Raw genomic sequence first — 19,115 nt, 5'->3', positions numbered from 1 at the left:
CGAGCGGTTACGCCTGCTACAAACAGCTCTATGAGTTTATGTTGTTTGTACTGACTTAGACGACTTTTTCTCATAGGGTTATCTTAACCTAAATGGAAGTTTTAGTCGTTATCTAGGACAGCCCCAAATTTTTTGCTATTTTTGACCGCTTGTATCGTAAAAAAGCCACCTTTTAAAGGTGGCTTTGCTCATTAAGCGATGAATTGGGGTTGGTAATCTACCAGTAAATAGTGTTTCGCAACATTAAGGAATTGAGCGACTTGTTGTTGTTGCCAAATTTCATCTTTACCCATCTCTTTTGCCATAATGGCGGCGACTTTTGCCGCACTGTCAATAGCGGCTCTCGCATCGGTAAAGAGCAAGCGAACACGGCGTGCCAATACATCTTCCACCGTTTGAGCCATCTCATTACGAACCGCCCAAATCACTTCAGCTACGGTGTAATCTAATCTTGGGTGGATTTTCTCTGCATATTCAGGATAAGCAGTCATTAAACCACGTAGTTCTGGAATGTCTGAACCATAAACGTAGAGATGATCTTGTAAATTTACTAATTCCGCTGGAATATTGCCGTGAATAGATAAATCTACTGTTCGACAAGGTTTATTGCCTAATTGTGGGTGGACTTTTAATGCTTCTTCTACCGTATCTTCAGCCATTTGGCGATAAGTTGTCCATTTACCACCTGTAATCGTTACTAAACCGCTGGTTGGATCGGTTAAAACTTTATGGCTACGGGAAACCTCTTTTGTACTTTGCCCTTCTTTTTCCGGGGCAGCAAGCGGACGTTGCCCTGCAAATACAGCTTTCACATCATCACGGGTTGGTTTTCTTGTGAGGTATTGCGCCGCGGTGGTTAAAATAAAGTTTACTTCTTGCTCAAGCGGAATTGGTTCGTAAGATGGGTGTTCAATTAAGGTATCCGTCGTTCCTACCACTAATACATCGTGCCAAGGCACAGCGAATAATACACGTCCGTCTGAGGTCTTTGGAATCATCAACGCATCATTACTTGGCAAGAATGATTTATCTAACACTAAGTGGATGCCTTGACTCGGCACCACGAATTTTTTCGGGCTACCCTGATCCATACTTAAAATATCATTCATAAACACGCCCGTTGCGTTAATGACTGCCGTGCCGAATACGGTATGTTCTTGCTGGTTAAGCTCATCGTAGAAAGTTACGCCATCAATTTTGCTCTGTGGTGTTTTGTGTAACGAAGTTACTTTAGCGTGGTTTAACACTGTTCCGCCTTGCTCAACCACCGTTTGAGCCATATTTACCGCTAAACGAGCATCATCAAATTGTCCATCTTGATAAACTGTACCTGCACGCAAGCCTAAGTCGTTTAATGTTGGTAAACGTCTTTTTGCTTCAGCTTTATCAATATTTTGCGTTTTACCTAAACTAAGATTACCTGAAAGCATATCGTACATTCCTAAACCTACACGGTACATTAAGCAATCTTTAAGGGTATAGTTTGGAATAATGAAACTTTGGTTTTTAAAGAGGTGAGCCGCATTTTTAGCTAAGCGACCACGCTCACGCAGGGCTTCTCTTACTAATGCCACATCGCCATTGGCTAAATAACGTACGCCTCCGTGTACTAATTTAGTACTACGGCTTGATGTCCCTTTTGCGAAGTCGTGGCTTTCTAGTAATAAGGTTTTATAGCCACGAGAGGCGGTGTCTACAGCAATACCTAAACCACTTGCACCGCCACCAATAATAATGAAATCCCATTTTTGTGTTTGTTGCACTTGAGCGAGTTGTTCGTATCTTTGCATTTTTTGCTCCTTTTGTTCGATGCTTTAATTGCTCGAATTTGAACTTAATATTACCTTTATTAGCATAAACGAAAATAAATTGAGTTCAAATAGATTTGTTTAAAAATCAGATCTACATCACAAAATTATTGAATTTGCATCGTAATTTACTGATTATTTTGGTTGTATATAATGTGTTTTTTTATAAGAGGTCGGAGTAGGTGGTAAGATAAAAATGCGTATTTCCGAAAATTTGAAGTGATTTAAAGTGAAAATTTTGTGAAATAAATCACATTTTTGCAAAAAATAACTTTGTCATTCGCTATTTTCAGATATTATTGACCGACCTAAGAATAGGTATTACTTAAAATTATATTGGAGAATAAAAATGTTTGGTCCATTTAAACCCGCTCCGCATATAGCGGAGTTGCCAGCGGACAAAGTTGATGCAAGATATAAATTCTTGCGTTGGCAAGTTTTTGCTGGCATTTTCTTCGGCTATGCCGCTTACTATTTCGTGCGTGCTAACTTTGACCTAGCACAACCGGGCTTAATTGAAGCTGGTATGTATAATAAAGCAGAACTTGGTATTATCGGTACAGGTGCTGGTTTGGCGTATGGTTTATCAAAATTTGTAATGGCGTGGATGTCAGACCGCTCAAATCCGAAAGTATTTTTACCATTCGGTTTATTATTATCAGGTCTTTGTATGACGATGATGGGCTTAATGCCGTGGGCAACTTCAGGCATTGCCGTTATGTTCGTTATGATCTTCTTAAACGGTTGGTTCCAAGGTATGGGATGGCCACCGTGTGGTCGTACAATGGTACACTGGTGGTCTAAATCTGAGCGTGGAACTATTGTATCGATTTGGAACTGTGCGCATAACGTAGGCGGTATGGTGCCGGGCTTAATGGTGATTTTAGCGGGTGCAATTTTCTACAATACACACGGTGTTGAAGCAACAGCAAAAGATATTTGGCAACAGGCTCTATACTACCCAGGTATTGCAGCGATGATTGCCGCTGTGCCAATCTACTTTATGATGAAAGATACTCCACAATCTTGTGGTTTACCGCCAGTTGAGAAATGGCGTAACGACTACCCAGATGACTATGATGAGAAAAAATCGGAAACAGAATTAACCACTAAAGAAATTTTATTCACTTATGTGTTAAAAAATAAATTATTGTGGTATATCGCAATCGCTAACGTATTCGTTTACTTAATTCGTTATGGTGTATTGAAATGGTCTCCAGTTTATTTAGGGGAAGTGAAACACTTCAATATTAAAGGAACAGCCTCTGCGTACATCATTTATGAGCTTGCGGCGATTCCAGGTACGCTACTATGTGGGTGGGTATCAGATAAGATCTTCAAAGGTAAACGTGGCTTGACCGGTTTCGTGTTTATGATCTTAACCACCGCAGCAGTTGTGGCATTATGGTTAAACCCAGCAACGCCTGAAGCAGAGTTAGCTCAATACGCAGGTAAAGTGTGGTATGAGAATCCATATCAATTAATGGACTTTGTCTTAATGACCACTATCGGCTTCTTAATTTATGGCCCAGTAATGCTGATCGGCTTACACGCTCTTGAGCTTGCACCGAAAAAAGCAGCGGGTACGTCAGCAGGCTTCACAGGCTTATTCGGTTACTTAGGTGGTACTGTATCTGCTTCTGCGGTAGTAGGCTGGGCGGCACACGAATTCGGCTGGGACGGCGGTTTCTATGTGATGATCGCAGGTGGCGTGTTAGCGGTATTATTAATGTTTATCGTAATGCTTGAAGAAGGCAAACACAAAGCTAAACTAGGCGACCACTACGGTAAATAATTGTTAATTTATAAATCAAAAAGGAAGAACATATTGTTCTTCCTTTATTTTTAAACAATGAGGTGATTCTATGAAATTTAAATTTAAAACATTGGTTGCAGCGTTAACACTCTCTGCGGCAACATTAAGTGCTTATGCTCAAGCATCAGATAAATTAGTGATTGCTCACCGTGGTGCGAGTGGTTATTTGCCAGAGCATACATTAGAGTCAAAAGCCTTGGCATTTGGGCAACAGGCGGACTATTTAGAGCAAGATCTTGCAATGACGAAAGATAATCACATCATTGTGATTCACGACCACTTCTTAGATGGCTTAACCGATGTTGCGAAAAAATTCCCAGAACGTAAGCGTGAAGATGGGCGTTACTATGTGGCAGATTTCACTTTAGAAGAAATTCGCACACTTGAGATGACAGAAAACTTCAAAATGGAAGATGGCAAACAAGTAGCGGTTTACCCAAAACGTTTCCCGCTTTGGCAATCAAGCTTTAAGATCCATACTTTTGAAGAAGAAATTGAGTTTATTCAGGGCTTAGAAAAATCAACAGGTAAAACAATCGGTATCTATCCAGAAATTAAAGCCCCTTGGTTACACCATAAAGAAGGTAAAGACATTGCATTAGAAACTTTAAAAGTGTTGAAAAAATATGGCTACGATAAAAAATCATCGCCTGTTTATTTACAAACTTTCGATTTTAATGAGTTAAAACGCATTAAAACTGAATTACTCCCTCAGCTTGGTATGGACTTAAAATTGGTGCAATTAATCGCCTATACCGATTGGAATGAAACTGAAGAGAAAGATAAAGACGGTAAATGGATTAACTACGACTACGATTGGATGTTCAAAGAAGGTGCAATGGCAGAAGTCGCAAAATATGCAGACGGTGTAGGGCCAGGCTGGTATATGTTGATTGACGATAAAAACTCAAAAGTAGGTGATATTAAATATACGCCGCTTGTAAAAGAGTTAGCTAAACATAAGTTAGAGCTGCATCCTTACACAGTGCGTAAAGATGCTTTAGCTCCATTCTTTGAGAATGTAGATCAAATGTATGATGCACTCTTAAATAAAGCGGGAGCAACAGGCGTATTTACCGACTTCCCAGATACAGCTGTTGAGTTTTTGAAAAAACAGAAATAATTAATACTTTTTAAATAGCAAGCGGTCTGATTTGTAAATTTTTTTGCAAATCAGACCGCTTGTGTTTTAGGTTATTCTTGATTTAACAAGAAAATACCATTTTGGCTTAGGTGAACATAGTACTCAGCTTGGTTTTCATTGTATTGATCAGGGTTGAGATTCACCATAATTTCTTTGCCTTGCCACTCTACCGTAATTTCCCAATGAGCTCCCATATAAACAGCGTGCTTGATTTGGCAATGTTGGTTCTCTTCACCATTAGCTTGTAAGCGAATTGCTTCTGGACGTATGCCGACTAAACAGTCGCCATTCGGTACATTGAAGCGATCTGAATGAGCAAGCGTAAAGCTGAAATTGCCAATTTGGATTTTGTCATCAAACTTCTTCGCTGGCAGAATAGTGGATTCTCCCATAAAGTTAGCAAGAAAGAGCGAGTTTGGCTGTAAGTAGAGATTTTTCGCCGTGTCTTGCTGTTTGATAATGCCTTTATCCATCACAATCACTTGGTCGGATACCGCAAAGGCTTCCGATTGGTCGTGAGTAACATAAAGCGAGGTGATATTAAGACGTTGCTGCAACTCACGGATTTTTTCTCGCATTGAGCGGCGAAGGTTGGCGTCTAAGTTACTTAACGGTTCATCAAATAAAAGCACCTTTGGTTTTAGAATTAACGCACGAGCCAGTGCCACACGTTGCTGTTGTCCGCCTGAAATCTGATCGACAAAACGGTCTTCAAACCCCGCTAAATCGACCAATTCCAACGCCTCTTTCACACGTTGTAATCGTTCTTCTTTCGGCACCCCTTGCATTTTTAAGCCATAACCAACGTTGTCGCCAATCGACATATGGGGGAAAAGAGCGTAAGACTGGAACACAATGCAAATATCCCGATTTTGAATCGAGCTTTGGGTAACATCTTCGCCATCAATAAAAATCTGCCCCGATGTTGGGCTTTCCAAACCTGCCACAAGGCGTAACACGGTGGTTTTTCCACAGCCTGAAGGGCCAAGCAGGGTAATCATTTTTCCTTTAGGAATGCTTAAGTTGAGATTATCAATAACAGTAGCTTTGCCGAAAGATTTGGTTACATTTTTTAATACTAAGAAATCGTTATTCATATTTTGTCCTTTTAATTATATCTTTCTCTCTTCCATAAAGGGCGGGCTGTCAGGCTCTAAATACATAATGATTGTGTGTAGGGGCGGGTCCAGTGCCCGCCCGTAAATTAATATTGTTTGCGAATAGGCACAGGATCTGCCCCTACGGATATTGATACAGAACTTGACAAATCTACCTATAAAGGGAGAGTAGATGTGTTTTACATTTTCTTCGCCTTAGAGCGAGCAATACGAGTATCCCCAACAATCCAGTCGAAAATCAAAATAATCGCCATCATCACTACAATTAAAATTGAGCCGTAGGCAATCGCAATGCCGTATTCGCCATCTTCCACACGGTTGAGAATGTAAGAGGTTGCCACTCGTGTATCTGCGGTGACTAAGAACACAATCGCACTTACGGTGGTCATTGCTCGCACGAAGCTGGTTACAAGAGCAGAAAGTAAGGCTGGCTTGAGAAGCGGTAACACCACAAACAGCATAGTTTTAAATGAACCAGCTTTTAGCGAAAGAGAGGCTTCATCAAGGGATTTATCCAACTGCCCTAAGCCAGCGATTGCTGCACGCATACCCACAGGCATATTTCGCATTACCATTGAGAGGATAATAATCATACCTGTGCCAGTTAAATAAATCGGGGCATCGTTGAAGGCAAGAATGTAAGACACCCCTGCGACTGTTCCCGGCACGGCAAAGCAAAGTAAGGTTAAAAATTCCAGCGTTTTCTTGCCTTTGAAATCACGGCGAACCGTGACATAAGCAATTAGCAAGCCAAACAATGCCGTAATTGGTGCAGCAGCAGCGGCAAATAACACGGTTTGAATCAGTGATGGGAAACCGCCATCGCTAAAGCCTTGTCCGAACAGTTTGATGTAGTTATCTAGTGTAAGGGTGTAATCTACGCCCCAGTTTACTGTGAAGCTACCGTAGAAAATACTACCGTAAAGCACAAGGTTGAATATTCCCCAGAACAGCAGAGTGGCAATAATTAGCCATTTCATTCCGTTTGGTAAATCTTGCACATCGCCACGATAAGATTTGCCCGATACAGTTACATAAGAACGGTTGCCGATCCAGAGGTATTGGATTACGAAAATTGTCAGCGAGAACACGAGTAAGATCGCTCCAAGTGTACTTGCAGAAGCATAATCAAGCTGTGAACCTGCAATATAGAAGTAGATTTGCGTTGCAATCACATCAAAGCTGCCGCCTAAAACTAATGGCGTACTGAAGTCCGCAAGGGATTGAATTGCCACCACTAAGAATGAGTTAGCCAGAGCAGGTTTGAGTAATGGGAAAATAATGTTAAAGAAGGCTTGATAGCGGTTAGAACGTAAGGTGTAAGCTGCTTCTTCCACAGATGGGTGAATAGATTTCAACGCTCCTTCTAAAATCATAAACGACATTGGTGTAAGGGCAAGCGTGTGAGCAATCACAATCCCTGTATAGCCGTAGAGCCAGTTGCTGGCAAAGCCAAAGTGTTCCACTAAAAATTCAGTAACATAGCCCGAACGCCCAAGCATTAGCGTTACACCTAAACCGACCACAAATGGCGGTGTAACAATTGGTAAGATCGAGAAAATTCGTCCGATGAACGCAGAGCGTTCCGCAATACGAGTGGTGTAAAGGGCAAAAGCCAAACCAAACAGAGTGGAAAGCACACCCGCCGTTCCCGCAACTGATAACGAGTTCCCCACTACTCGAGCCACATAAGGCTGTTGCAAAATAGTGAGCACTTGGCTTGGTACAAATTCGTCGCCGTTGTAGAACATTGAGACGAAAATCGCAATGGTTGGGTAAACGATAAAGAAGAAAATCAGTAGGATAATACTAATGAGTGAACCAATAATAAAGCGGTCGCCTTGCATTACTTTAAAAATAGCAAGGTTATTGGTCGCAAGCCCTGTAATAGCAATAATCAAAGGTAAAACCGCATAGCCTAAACTGACTTTAAGCACGATTGCAGATAAGAAAATAAAGGCAAACAATAAGCCTAAGCCGACTAATTCGAGCTTGGCTCGGCGTTTACAAGCGGTCGGATTTGGTAATAAAAATGCAAAAAGCGGTAAGAACCACGCCCAAGCGATATTTAAACTTGACCAGCCCATCGCTGAAAACAGCTCGTCTTTTGTTGAGTCAAACAAACCATAATCTAATGCTTTAGCGGGCAATAAGAGAAAACCGAGTAAACCGATCACCACCCATACAAGCGGTCGGGAAAAAGAAAAACTCTGCATAATACCTCACAGATAAAAAAGAGGGGAAAGCCCCCTCTAAAAGAAGAATTATTTGGCTAACTTAACTTCATTAACCCATTTATCAATCAAGCGTTTACGTTCTTCGCTTGAACCATATTTCTCAAAATCGTAGTCAATTAAGTTTAAGTCTTTTGGATTAAGGGCATAAGGCGAGGCTTCTGCCGTTGTGTTGGTTAATACTTGGAACGCATTTCCTTTCTGCCAAGAGAGTTCTTGAGCTTCTTTAGAAAGCGACCAATCCACGAACAGCTTCGCATTTTCAAGGTTTCTTGCCCCTTTTAAGATACTCACGCCGCCTAATTCATAACCTGTACCGTCAGTTGGTGCAGTTATTTCAATGTTAGCCCCGTTTTTCTTCTCGATAGCATAGTCGTGTAAGAAGCCGATACCGATGGTGGTTTCGCCTCGTGCTGTGTTACGAGCTGGCGTGATGCCTGATTTAGTATATTGTGAAATGTTTTTGTGTAATTTGCGGAAGTATTCAAAGGCTTTTTCTTCGCCCCAAAGTTGCACGAAGGTAGCAATTGCTGTGTAAGCTGTACCTGAACTTTGCGGATCTGCAATTTGAATTTCGCCTGCTAAACGAGGGTCTAGTAACTCTTCCCAAGTTGTTGGCACTTTCTCGATACCTAATTTTTTCAAGCGATCTAAGTTTACGCCGTAGCCTAAAATCCCCATATACACCGCAGAAGAATAGTTGCCTTTTAATTTGGCAGGATCACGGAATTTTTCCATAATTTGCTCTAAACTCGGTGATTGATACTGTTGGAGTAAGCCCATTTCTGCCGCTTGTGAATGAGGATCAAGCGTGCCACCGTACCACACATCAGCCTGTGGATTATTTTTTTCGGCCTCAATTTTCGCTAATGTGCTGCCTGAACCATTACGCACAAACGATACTTTCACATCGTATTTCTTACCAAATGCTTGAACTTCTTGCTCGCAAAGTTCGTTCGTCGCACTACAATAAACGGTCAGACGACCTTCCGCCAATGCCGATTGAGAAAATAATGAACCGAGTAGTAAACCAGATACTGTTAAAGCTAATTTTTTCAATTTCATTGTGATTTCCTTACTGTTAGGGAGAAAATTAAGCGGAATATAGCAGAAAATAAGGCAAAATTCTGTGAGCAGCTTCACAGTTCAGCTAAACAAGCGGTCGAATTTGCTTGGAATTTTGCAATTGCATTTTTTATTGAACCTTTTCTACTAAATAAAATCTTATAGATTAGGTCAAGGAGATTGACCAATTTGAAATTGATTAATAATGAGGGATTAATATGAAGTCTATGTTAAAAGTTGTCGGAGTAGCTCTTTTAGCAGTTGCAGTATCAGGCTGTAACAATATGACAAAATCGCAACGTAATACCGCAATTGGTGCAGCAGTTGGCGGTGTTGCTGGACAAGCAATTGGTAATTCAACGGGCGCAACCTTAGGTGGTGCGGCACTTGGTGGTGTAATCGGTAGCCAAATCAAATAATTGCAAAAAATTGACAGAAATGAACCGCTTGTATCGCCAAAGAACAAGCGGTTTTGTTTTGTATAGATTTTGTAAATTATGGATTTCTTGCTTTTCTTTTTATTTTCTTTCTTTATAATGCAAAAAGTTTTGAAACGAAACTTAAGTGAAGATTGTAATGTCAAAACGTAACACACAACAACGCCGCCATTTAATTGTACAGATGGTACAATCGCAACAAGAAGTGAGTGTTGATGAACTCGCTACACTGTTTGAAACTTCAGAAGTTACCATTCGTAAAGACCTAACCGCTTTAGAAGAAAGTGGTTTTTTATTGCGAAAATATGGTGGGGCGGTAAAAATCCCTTCAGAGATGATGGAAGAAGAATTTACTGAGCAACTTTCGATTCAAAAGAAGAAGATTGCACAAGCCGCCCGAGATTGTATTCGTGACCATAACCGTATCATCATTGATAGCGGCAGCACGACTGGGGCGTTAGTTAAAGCCTTAAACCAAACCGGCTTGGTCGTGATGACCAACTCGCTGAATTTAGCAGCGGAATTAACCTCTTTGGAGTGCGAGCCAACAGTATTAATGACAGGTGGTACTTGGGATAGCCGTTCAGAATCTTTTCAAGGAAAAGTGGCTGAACAAGTGTTGCGTTCATATGATTTTGACCAGCTCTTTATTGGTGCAGATGGTTTAGATTTATCACGTGGCACAACCACTTTCAATGAGCTAGTCGGGTTAAGCCAAGTGATGGCAGAAGTCAGCCGAGAAGTGATAGTGTTGATTGAATCACAAAAAATCGGGCGAAAAATGCCTAATATTGAATTGGAATGGTCAAAAATCACCAAAATTATTACCGACAACCAATTAAGTTTCGAAACGAAAGAAAAAATTGAAAAAATGGGTGTCGAAGTCCTCATTGCAAAATAAATAATCGAATTTTTAACTTAAAAAATAGGAAAGCAAATTTATGTGTGGAATTGTAGGTGCAGTAGCACAACGTGATGTGGCTGAAATATTAGTTGATGGTTTACACCGCTTAGAATATCGAGGCTACGACTCAGCAGGCGTAGCGGTATTAAACGCAGCCGATAAAAAAATGCAGATCGTACGCCGTGTAGGTAAAGTGAAAGCATTAGATGATGCGTTAGAAGCACAGCCATTATTAGGTGGTACAGGTATTGCTCACACTCGTTGGGCAACACACGGTGAGCCATCAGAAACTAATGCTCACCCACATCGTAGCGGTAAAATTGCGGTGGTACATAATGGTATTATCGAAAACTACGAAGAATTAAAAGTCGTGCTACAAGAGCGTGGCTATGTGTTCCAATCACAAACCGATACAGAAGTTATCGCACACTTAGTTGAGTGGGAATTGCGTTCGGCTTCATCATTATTAGAAGCGGTACAAAAAACCGTAGTACAACTTCGTGGTGCATACGGCACAGTAGTATTAAACGAAGAAGAGCCGGAACATTTAATCGTTGCTCGTTCAGGCAGCCCACTTGTGATTGGCTATGGTGTAGGTGAAAACTTCTTAGCCTCAGATCCGTTAGCATTATTAAGCGTAACCCGCCGTTTTGCTTATTTGGAAGAAGGCGATGTAGCAGAGATTACCCGCCGTTCTGTTGAGATTTACGACCGTCAAGGCAATAAAGTAGAACGTGAAATTCACGAAGGTAACTTTGAAGCCGATGCTGCGGATAAAGGTCAATATCGCCACTATATGCAAAAAGAGATTTTTGAACAACCAGTTGCGATTATGAACACCTTAGATGGTCGTATTAAAGACGGTAAAGTTGATGTATCTGCGATTGCACCAAATGCAGCAGAGATTTTATCAAAAGTAGAACACGTTCAAATTGTGGCTTGTGGTACATCTTACAACGCAGGTATGGTCGCTCGTTACTGGTTTGAATCACTCGCAGGCGTAAGCTGTGATGTGGAAATCGCGTCTGAATTCCGTTACCGTAAATTTGTAACACGCCCGAACAGCTTATTAATCACACTTTCTCAATCAGGTGAAACAGCAGATACCTTAGCGGCACTTCGTTTAGCGAAAGAGTCTGGTTATATGGCAGCGATGACGGTGTGTAACGTTGCAAGCTCATCATTAGTGCGTGAATCTGATTTTGCGTTCTTAACTAAAGCTGGTGTGGAAATTGGTGTAGCTTCAACAAAAGCATTCACAACACAATTAACTTGCTTATTATTATTAAACGTAGCGATTGGTCGTTTACAAAACCGTATGAGTGAAGAACAAGAGCATCACATTGTTCAATCTTTACAACGCTTGCCAGCTCAAATTGAAAGTGCGTTAGTGTTCGATAAACAAATCGAGAAATTATCAGAAGACTTTGCGGATAAACACCACACATTATTCTTAGGTCGTGGTGAATACTACCCGATTGCGATGGAATCTGCGTTAAAATTAAAAGAGATTTCATACATTCACGCAGAGGCTTACGCAGCAGGCGAATTAAAACACGGTCCGTTAGCGTTAATTGATAGCGATATGCCGGTTGTAGTGGTTGCACCAGAAAACGATTTGTTAGAAAAAGTAAAATCTAACATTGAAGAAGTGCGAGCAAGAGGCGGTCAGTTATATGTATTTGCCGATCACGATGCAGGTTTTGAAGAGGCAGAAGGTTTCAAAACTATCGTATTACCAAAAGTAGATGAAGTAACCGCACCGATTTTCTATACCGTGCCGTTACAACTGCTTTCATACCACATCGCTTTAATTAAAGGAACAGACGTGGATCAACCTCGTAACCTTGCAAAAGCGGTAACGGTAGAGTAACCATAAAAGAAAAACCTTATTCATTTTTGAATAAGGTTTTTTCTTCCTTGAAGAAACAAGCGGTCAAAACAGTAGAATTTTTTGCAAATTAATATTTCTCAACCGCAAGGTAAGCAATCCGTTCACTTACTTATTTCGCTAAAAGCCCTTCTTTCTCGCCATAAACAAGCACTAAGGTTTTTTCATAAGCTGCTTTTAATTTGCCGTTCGCTTTAAATTCGCTAATCTCTTTGTTCACAAAATCAAGCAATGCTTTGTTGCCTTTTTGTACTGCTGGAGCAATTTGTTCAGATGGCCCGATATTGCCAATCGCCACATCAAAATCTGCGTTCTCTTTTGCCCAAGCCCACACTAATGCGTTGTCGTGTGCAAGTGCAACGCCACGTCCATCTTTTAACGCATTAAAGGTTTCAGTATTGTGGTCGAATTTTAATAACTGAATTTCAGGATGATTTTTGCTGAAATAGGCATCAGCCGTTGTGCCTTTATTCACTAATAAGGTTTTTAAGAATGTTGAACGTTTCATAGTAATTCCTCAAATAATGTTAATAATCTAAACCGTGTAAGAACTGTCTTGCTCGCTCGGTTTTTGGTGCTTTAAAAAACTCGTGCGGCGGAAATTGCTCAATAATTTCGCCTTTATCAATAAATACAATGCGATCGGCAACCTTCTCTGCAAAGCCCATCTCGTGAGTAACAATGAGCATTGACATTCCCTCATCTGCCAACTCAAGTACCACATCTAACACTTCTCGTACCATTTCAGGATCGAGTGCTGCCTTAATTTCATCTAACAAAATAACTTCAGGGTTCATACACAACGCTCGAACGATGGCGATGCGTTGTTTCTGCCCGCCAGAAAGTTCTCTCGGAAAAGCGGTTTTTCTATCAAATAAACCAACTCGTTTTAAGAGTAAATCTGCCTGAGCTTCTACTTCTTCCCGACTGCGTTTTTGAGCCTTTAATGGGCCAAGTAAAATATTTTCAATAACGTTTAAATGGGCGAATAATTCATAGCTTTGGAATACCATTCCCACTTTTTGCCGAGATTGCTCCCAACTCAAATCTTTGCCAAATTCGCCAACATCTTGCATTGAAATTGTACCTCCTTGTTTATCTTCCAAGCCATTAATACAGCGAAGCAAGGTACTCTTACCACAGCCAGAAGGCCCAAGCAGCACAACAACTTCGCCTTTATGCAAATCTAAACTCAGATTATTAATTGCGACAGTCTCGCCATATTTTTTATGCAAGTTTTGAATAGAAAGTAAAGGCATATATGCGTAACCTTAAGTTATTTATGAAAGCATTTTGCAGAAAAATAATTAAGAAAGGGAATCATAAGAAGCTATTTTGTATAACTTTTGATTATAAGGAATGTTTTTAATAAGAAGATTAAAAAAGAGCTAATCATCATAAGATTAGCTCTTGGTATATATTTAGTAAATTAGGCTAAAAACCGTCCGATTACTTGCCCACCAACCATAATCCAAGCCATCAACATTGAGGTAAAAAACACCCCTAAGTAGATATAGCCAGTTTTAAGGTAACACCAGTGGTTGATAATCGTAAATACCACAAACTGTGGAATAATAACTGCTAACATCATCATCCATCGACCACCAAATTGAGGCAATCCGAGTATGTCAAAACCCGGCCCTATTTGCATAAAGTTCGGTACAAAATGGAATAACCATAAAATGACTAATCCACCTGCAGCAAATAAGATGGTTTTGAATGACCAACTCAAGAGGGTTGAGGCAAAACTGCTTGATAATGGCTGTTTCATTTGTACAGATACAATTAAACCATTAAAACTGAGGAAGAAGAGCAAAATTGGTATCCAATAAATGAAAAATAGTTCAAAGCGTTCTATCGTTAATGGTTTTAGTAACGGCCATAAGAAGCGTAATTCCGTCCCCCAAATTGAATGAGCAATAAAGGCGATAGCATAGAGCCAAATAACTAACACTATACTTAGCATTAAATTGCGTCCGATAACTTTACTTGTACTAAAGTGGCTTAATACGCCAAATTCTGCTAATGAAATCGTGCTTGTTTTTTTCCAAAGGAAGAAAAACAGGAAGTTAATCACAGCACTAACCGACAGCCAAGTGATAATTCCATTCCCCATCTCTAAAGGCATAAAGCTCAATTTTGCAGCAATGGGTTCATTCGCTCCACCCCATTGGGTTAATAAAGGATAAAGTACGATAGTAACTGCAATATTAATTACTGCAAATAACCGCCAACGGCTTGGTGTGATTGCCATCTTGGTAGTAACGGTTTGTGTTGCCGCAGCAAAATAAGGGGCTTTTAGTAAATGATTTGCTAAAAACAATGCAGAAATAACAGCAAAAAATAGGGCAAATAGGCCACTAAACTCTTTATACCAATAGGTTTGTTGCTCAGGCTCAATCCAGCCTTCTCCTTTTTCGCCATTTTGGAGAGCTTGGTTAAACCAAAGAATTGCTTCTTTATTACTGTGTTCTGCGATCATTACACCTAAATGCGTGCCATCAACTAAGGCTGCTCGGCGTGCTGAACCAGCATTGAAGTTGCCGTAAGTATGATCCCATTTCAAGTTTTCACCACTAGACAATGAGAAAGCGGTCAATCTTGCTTCATTATTTACAAGATCTTTTACTGGGAACGTTTTTTCCCGATAAATTCCAATTTCTTCATATAACCCCTGTGTTAATAAGTAGTTGTTTAACTCTTTATCGCCACCATTGCTACTTAAACCATTTACTGCTTTGTGATCAGGGTTTAGTTTTGCTACTCGGATCGCATTTAATGCCCCTGTGGAATGCCCAAAGATCCCCAGTTTTTCCTTATCAACGAAAGGAAGCGTTTTTAAATATTGATAGCCATTATTTGCACCGCTGATCGTTTTATTCGAGGCTGGTAATTTTGTTGAGTAGCCGTGACCAAAGTGGTCAATGGCTAATACTACAAAACCTCGCTTTGCCAGTTCTAATGCACCAAAAGTATTGGTGGCTTCTTTATCGCTTTGATAACCGTGCAATGCCAAGAGGGCAGGTTTAGGCGAGTTTTCAGTTGCAGAGATCGGACGATAGAGTTTGGCTATCATCGGTTGATTCTGCTCCGTCATAAAGCTCACGGTTGAAACATCAATTCTGCCGAAATCCCGCTCAATCAATGAGCCAATATAACTACTGATAAAACTCAATGCTAAGAAAATAATGGCTAACACTAAGCTAAATTTACTTGTTTTCATCTTTTTTCCTATTGGATTTCTGCCAAGACTGTAACTTGCGAGCTATCAACGCCTTTTACTCGTAAAGGTAAAGCAAACACTTTTTTGAGTTTCTCTGCGTTTACTTCCGATAACATTAAATCCTCAATAATGCAGATAAAATTCGAGCTATACATTCCAAGCATAACTTGATGGGCTTTTACACCGTGATCAGGGTGAGCTGGGGAAGCAAGCGAAATAAAATCAAATCCAATCGCTTTCAAATTTGCTGCATCTTTAATCAAAAATTCGGCACATTGAATGCTTACAGCTCCACCGTTATGAGCATATTCGCTTGGGTTTTCCTTGCGTAGCTGTTCAAAACCTGTGCGGATCAATAACAAATCAGCTTGTTGAATAGCAGCTAAATGCGGTTGTAAATCCTCAGGTTCAATCATTTGCCCTGATTGCTTTGGAATATCTAACAACAAGGGTTTTTCATAGATAAATTGCGAAAGTGGCAGCTCCGTAATTGTTACACCATTCGGATTAAAATGGCGAGGGGCATCAAAGTGCGATCCAAAATGGTTAAACAGATGAATTTTAGAGCTGTTATACACATCACCTTTATCAGTACTCGTACAAGTTTCTAAGCTCAATGTCGGCTCGCCGGGAAAACCAGGGTCATTCACATCTAATGGATAAGAAAGATATTGATAAGTCATAATAAAGTCCTCTATGGGCGTTTTTGTTGAAGTAACCACTCAATCACTTCAGGGCTGTTATACACAGCGTCCCAAGTGTTGTGAGGGTTGTTATTGACAATACCGTTGTCGCCGGCTTGTTCAAAGCTAAATTCGGTGTATTTCACATTTGGGGCATTAAGCTGCTCGTGTAGAATTTGGTAGTTGATACGAGAACCTTTCACAGGCGAGACTTTGTCTTCTTTGCTGTGGAAGAACCAAATCGGTAAATCTTTAATTGCCGCTAAATTTTCTATGGTAGCATTGCCATCTACCCATTCGTTTGTATAGGCTTCGCGGCCGCTCATTAACAATGCTCCTGCAAAGAAATTCGGGCGAGCGAGTAACAGGTTTAATCCGCCCTCTGCCCCACGAGATAATCCATTCACATAGATGCGGCTGGTATCAATTTGTGGGTTGGCTTTGAGGGTTTCATCAATCATTTTTAACACGAGATTGATACGATTTTCCGTTTGCCAGTGAATACCGCCTTTTTGCCCCTTGGCGGCATTATCAAATGGGTCGAAGACTTGGTCGTATTGCGGTGCCAGCACAAAACTTGGCTCATAAGGTAAGGTTGCAATCGCCCCTTTACTGGAAATTAAGTGAGCAAGATTATCGGAACCCACTTGCCCTGAACCGTGTAGGAAAATCACAAGCGGGTATTTTTCGCCATTTTTTTGCAAAGGCGAATAGAGCCGATAGTTCAGCTTATTTTCAGGCTTATCTAAGTTCACTTGTTTTGTTTTGAAATCGTCAAGGTAAGTGGTTTTGATTTTTTCAGGCTCAGCAGTTTGTGTCCACTCTGCTTTGCCTAAGGTTGTGCCATTAGTTAATTTGAGTAAGCCTTTTTGTTCTACCGAATAGGCTAAACGATTTGCAAAAAATTCAGGAATTTTGACCGCTTGTACTTTCTCGGTTGCTATAATGTTGCCGTTTTCATCTTTGGATTTAAACTTCATCGGTGCTTTATTGGCATCTTTTACGCTATAAGTTGCCGCATTTTTATCTGCCGTATCCAATTCAACAATCACAAATTTACCGGCTTTCGGAAGTGCGGTCGTTTTTGGCTCGGCATTCACATAGGCTTTCAATACTGAACGGCTTTCCTTTTCCGCATTGTCTAAACTGGTTTGGACTTGGTAAAGTTGGCGAAGATCGCTACCCGACAGCACATTTTCAGGGTATTCCAACGCCAATCCGTTAATTTTTTGCCCTTGAGCGGTGATTTCGGCAAGCAGCGTAATATTTACTGATTTATTTTCCTGAATCATATCCTCTGCATAGAGGGAGTGAGAAAGTAATAGCGTAAATAAAAGTGTTTTTTTCAGCATAGTTTTCTCCTAAAAAAACCCACCTCATAAGAGGCGGATTTTAAGCAGTAACAGAGTGATATTAAACGAATAACATCCAAATAATGCCAACAACAGCAAAGGCGATTACACCGAAAATAGTGGTTAAAAACGTCCAAGTTCTTAAGCCTACGGATACAGGAACATTGAAGAATTTAGTCCATACCCAGAAGAGTGAATCATTCACGTGGGATAATGTCATAGAACCTGCACCAATAGCTGCTGTAAGAAGTGCTAATTGCAGATCATTATAACCTGCTGCTACGGCTGCAGGAGCTAGAATAGTTGTAGTGGTAATAGTTGCAACCGTTGCAGAACCTTGTGCTGCACGCAATAATGCAGAAAGTATGAAAGAAAGAACCAATAACGGTAAGCCCGTATTGGCTAATACGTCTGCTAATGCTTTACCTACACCACTTGCATCTAATACTTTACCAAACATTCCTCCCGCACCAGTGATTAAAATAATTCCTGCAATCGGTGCTAGAGCAGAATCTAGTACTTCTTCTAATTTATGCTTAGTCCAACCGTATCTAAAGCCTAATACATAAGCAGAAAGACAGACTGCAACAAATAATGCAAACGGAGAACTTCCAATCATACTAAATACTTCACGTACAATATGCTCTTTTGGTAGTGCTGTCGCCGTTACCGTACCTAACATGATCAGAATTAGAGGGAAAGAAATCATTGCTAACACTTTACCGAAAGAAGGTAATTCAATCTCTTTCTCTTTGATTAAATCTTTTTGGTGCTGTAAAAGATCAGTTGAAGTTACTACTTTTACGAAGTTATTTTTTGTAAAGAACGGAATAAATTTTTGACCGATTAAATATGCAGGTAGAGCTGCTACTAAGCCAATTCCCAATACAAAGCCAATATCTGCATTTAAGTTCTGAGCTCCAGCCACAATACCTGGGTGAGGTGGAAGTAATACGTGAACAAGTAACATTGCAAGCCCGATTGGTAAAGAATAAACGAGGATATTTCCCCCCAAACGTCTCGCTACACTAAAAATAATCGGGATCAATACGATAAAGCCAACATCAACGAAAACTGGGATACCGAAGATAAAACCTGTCATACCCAATGCAAAAGGGGCGTTTTTCTCACCAAAACGCTGTAATAACCAATTTGCTAATACATCGGCACCGTGAGATTTTTCAATGATTTTCCCTAGCATTGCTCCTAAACCTACGATTAGTGCAACGCTACCTAAAGTGCTGCCCATACCTGAAATCAAAGTTGGGATCACTTTACCCATTGGAATACCTGCAGTTAAAGCAACTGCAATACTGACTAATCCAAGTGCTAGGAATGGGTGTACTTTACCTTTAATCATAATGACTAGAAGTGCAATGACACTTGCCAATCCAATCAAAATTAACATTTCATTTGACATAAAGTTTCCTTCTAATGTTG

General features: G+C 40.4%; 14 protein-coding genes and 2 pseudogenes. 5 read left to right on the top strand and 11 right to left on the bottom strand.

Annotated elements, in window-relative coordinates; genetic code table 11:
- A pseudogene (locus ACERCF_RS05895) lies at positions 1-74 on the bottom strand (IS1595 family transposase); the annotation flags it as partial.
- A 117-nt stretch (positions 75-191) separates the two neighbouring features.
- A complete protein-coding gene (locus ACERCF_RS05890) occupies positions 192-1,790 on the bottom strand; it encodes a glycerol-3-phosphate dehydrogenase/oxidase (protein WP_373624961.1) in 1,599 nt (532 codons plus the stop codon).
- Positions 1,791-2,157: 367 nt separating this feature from the next.
- On the opposite strand from ACERCF_RS05890, the gene glpT reads away from it, so the two are divergent.
- Both glpT and glpQ read left to right on the top strand, forming a co-directional pair.
- Positions 2,158-3,603 (top strand): glycerol-3-phosphate transporter, encoded by a 1,446-nt coding sequence (glpT, locus tag ACERCF_RS05885; protein ID WP_373610153.1) that lies wholly within the window; start codon positions 2,158-2,160, stop codon positions 3,601-3,603.
- Positions 3,604-3,673: 70 nt separating this feature from the next.
- Positions 3,674-4,747 carry a glycerophosphodiester phosphodiesterase gene (gene glpQ / locus ACERCF_RS05880; RefSeq protein WP_373624960.1) on the top strand — a complete coding sequence of 358 codons (1,074 nt, stop codon included), beginning with the start codon at positions 3,674-3,676 and terminating at the stop codon, positions 4,745-4,747.
- A 71-nt stretch (positions 4,748-4,818) separates the two neighbouring features.
- On the opposite strand, the gene fbpC is transcribed toward glpQ, so the two are convergent.
- The 3 genes from fbpC to ACERCF_RS05865 form a co-directional block, all read right to left on the bottom strand.
- The gene (gene fbpC / locus ACERCF_RS05875; RefSeq protein ID WP_373624959.1) at positions 4,819-5,865 is read right to left on the bottom strand and encodes a ferric ABC transporter ATP-binding protein; all 1,047 of its coding nucleotides are present in this window, start codon (positions 5,863-5,865) and stop codon (positions 4,819-4,821) included.
- A 200-nt stretch (positions 5,866-6,065) separates the two neighbouring features.
- On the bottom strand, positions 6,066-8,102 hold the full coding sequence (locus ACERCF_RS05870) for an ABC transporter permease (protein ID WP_373624958.1): 2,037 nt from the start codon (positions 8,100-8,102) through the stop codon (positions 6,066-6,068).
- A 48-nt stretch (positions 8,103-8,150) separates the two neighbouring features.
- Complete coding sequence (locus tag ACERCF_RS05865) at positions 8,151-9,185, bottom strand: ABC transporter substrate-binding protein (RefSeq protein ID WP_373624957.1); 1,035 nt, start codon at positions 9,183-9,185, stop codon at positions 8,151-8,153.
- Between the two features lie 218 nt (positions 9,186-9,403).
- Between ACERCF_RS05865 and ACERCF_RS05860 the strand changes: the two genes are divergently transcribed.
- The 3 genes from ACERCF_RS05860 to glmS all read left to right on the top strand — a co-directional run bounded on the left by ACERCF_RS05860 (position 9,404) and on the right by glmS (position 12,399).
- Positions 9,404-9,604 (top strand): glycine zipper 2TM domain-containing protein, encoded by a 201-nt coding sequence (locus tag ACERCF_RS05860; protein WP_373610158.1) that lies wholly within the window; start codon positions 9,404-9,406, stop codon positions 9,602-9,604.
- 157 nt (positions 9,605-9,761) lie between these two features.
- A complete protein-coding gene (locus ACERCF_RS05855; RefSeq protein ID WP_373610159.1) occupies positions 9,762-10,523 on the top strand; it encodes a DeoR/GlpR family DNA-binding transcription regulator in 762 nt (253 codons plus the stop codon).
- Between the two features lie 40 nt (positions 10,524-10,563).
- Positions 10,564-12,399: a glutamine--fructose-6-phosphate transaminase (isomerizing) gene (glmS, locus tag ACERCF_RS05850; RefSeq protein WP_373624956.1), complete on the top strand. Its 1,836-nt coding sequence runs from the start codon at positions 10,564-10,566 to the stop codon at positions 12,397-12,399.
- Positions 12,400-12,529: 130 nt separating this feature from the next.
- Here glmS and ACERCF_RS05845 read toward each other — a convergent pair.
- The 6 genes and pseudogenes from ACERCF_RS05845 to ACERCF_RS05820 form a co-directional block, all read right to left on the bottom strand.
- Positions 12,530-12,904 (bottom strand): annotated as a pseudogene (locus ACERCF_RS05845) (type 2 periplasmic-binding domain-containing protein); the annotation flags it as partial.
- Between the two features lie 40 nt (positions 12,905-12,944).
- Positions 12,945-13,676 carry an amino acid ABC transporter ATP-binding protein gene (locus ACERCF_RS05840; RefSeq protein ID WP_373624955.1) on the bottom strand — a complete coding sequence of 244 codons (732 nt, stop codon included), beginning with the start codon at positions 13,674-13,676 and terminating at the stop codon, positions 12,945-12,947.
- 170 nt (positions 13,677-13,846) lie between these two features.
- Positions 13,847-15,640: an alpha/beta hydrolase gene (locus tag ACERCF_RS05835; RefSeq protein ID WP_373624954.1), complete on the bottom strand. Its 1,794-nt coding sequence runs from the start codon at positions 15,638-15,640 to the stop codon at positions 13,847-13,849.
- A gap of 8 nt (positions 15,641-15,648) precedes the next feature.
- Entirely contained in the window at positions 15,649-16,323 is a 675-nt protein-coding gene (locus ACERCF_RS05830) for a cyclase family protein (protein WP_373624953.1), read from the bottom strand.
- A gap of 11 nt (positions 16,324-16,334) precedes the next feature.
- On the bottom strand, positions 16,335-17,675 hold the full coding sequence (locus tag ACERCF_RS05825; protein ID WP_373624952.1) for an alpha/beta hydrolase-fold protein: 1,341 nt from the start codon (positions 17,673-17,675) through the stop codon (positions 16,335-16,337).
- 61 nt (positions 17,676-17,736) lie between these two features.
- The gene (locus tag ACERCF_RS05820) at positions 17,737-19,095 is read right to left on the bottom strand and encodes a GntT/GntP/DsdX family permease (protein WP_373624951.1); all 1,359 of its coding nucleotides are present in this window, start codon (positions 19,093-19,095) and stop codon (positions 17,737-17,739) included.
- Positions 19,096-19,115 lie beyond the last annotated feature (20 nt).

The organism is Mannheimia kashgarensis, from assembly GCF_041807705.1.
Classification (GTDB): Bacteria; Pseudomonadota; Gammaproteobacteria; order Enterobacterales; family Pasteurellaceae; genus Mannheimia.
The sequence above is the reverse complement of the archived record's forward strand: the minus strand, read 5'-3'. Positions and strand labels throughout refer to the sequence as shown.